The organism is Streptomyces sp. NRRL F-6676 (assembly GCF_000725625.1).
Taxonomy (GTDB): Bacteria; Actinomycetota; Actinomycetes; order Streptomycetales; family Streptomycetaceae; genus Streptomyces.
Genome location: NZ_JOHS01000119.1, coordinates 1 through 1,366 on the forward strand (window position 1 = coordinate 1; position 1,366 = coordinate 1,366).

1 protein-coding gene is annotated in these 1,366 nt (G+C 68.9%); it reads left to right on the plus strand.

The window, feature by feature from the left end; genetic code table 11:
• Positions 1 to 126: 126 nt before the first annotated feature.
• The coding region (locus IO29_RS31245) for an IS256 family transposase (RefSeq protein ID WP_078618607.1) at positions 127 to 1,366 on the plus strand (1,240 nt) is incomplete at its 3' end.

The window sequence follows — 1,366 nt, forward strand, 5'->3', positions numbered from 1 at the left end:
GAGCAATGCTCATGACTTGTGGATCGGTCTTCGGGACGGCACGCGAAGGGCGTACCTTCCCGAATGATCCTGTATCGGTCACCAAGTCAGGCCCGCGTTCGCAGCGCGGGTCGGGAAGGCACGCCCGTGCTCAGCGTAGTCAACGAAGACGGCTCCACCGCTACCGGTTCGCTGATCGACGAGATCGTGCGGGAAGGCGCCCGCCGGATGCTCGCCGCCGCTCTGGAAGCGGAAGTCGACCAGTACATAGCCGAGTTGGCTGCCGAGCGGGACGAACGCGGCCACCGTCTGGTGGTGCGTAACGGTCACCACCGTCCCCGCACCGTGACGACAGCGGCCGGCCCGGTCGAGGTCCGCGCCCCGCGAGTGAACGACCGCCGCGTCGACGAGGCGACCGGTGAACGGCAGCGGTTCTCCTCGAAAATCCTTCCGCCCTGGTGCCGCAAGTCCCCGAAGATCAGCGAGGTCCTGCCGCTGCTCTACCTGCACGGGCTGTCCAGCGGTGACTTCGTGCCCGCCCTTGAGCAGTTCCTCGGCTCCGCGGCCGGCCTGTCGGCGGCCACCGTGAACCGGCTCACGAAGCAGTGGCAGGACGACCACACGGCCTTCCAGAACCGGGACCTGTCCGGCACCGACTACGTCTACGTGTGGGCCGACGGCGTCCACCCCAAGGTCCGCCTCGGCCAGGCCCACTCCTGCGTCCTGGTCCTGATGGGCGTGCGCCTGGACGGCACCAAGGAGCTGATCGCGCTGGCCGAGGGGCTGCGGGAGTCGACGGAGTCGTGGGCCGACCTGCTGCGGGACTGCCGGCGGCGTGGCATGCGCGATCCGGCCCTCGTCGTGGGCGACGGTGCCATGGGCCTGTGGCGGGCCCTGGCGGAGGTGTTCCCGCAGGCCAGGCACCAAAGGTGCTGGGTCCACAAGACCCGTAATGTCATGAACACGCTACCGAAGTCCACGCAGCCCGGAGCGAAGAAGGCCCTGCAGGAGATCTACAACGCCGAGGACCGCACCCACGCCGAGAAGGCGGCCCGCGCGTTCGAGAAGACCTACGGGGCGAAGTGGCCCAAGGCCGTGAAGAAGATCACCGACGACCTGGACGAGCTCCTGGCGTTCTACGACTTCCCCGCCGAGCACTGGATCCATCTGCGGACCACGAACCCCATCGAGTCCACGTTCTCCACGATCAGGCTGCGGACGAAGGTCACCCGAGGAGCGGGCAGCCCGGCCGCCGCCCTGGCGATGGTGTTCAAGCTCGCCGAGGCCGCCCAGGCCCGCTGGCGGGCGGTCACCGCACCCCACCTCGTCGCCCTCGTCCGCTCCGGCGCCCGCTTCGAAAACGGCCACCTCGTCGAGGACCTCGAAG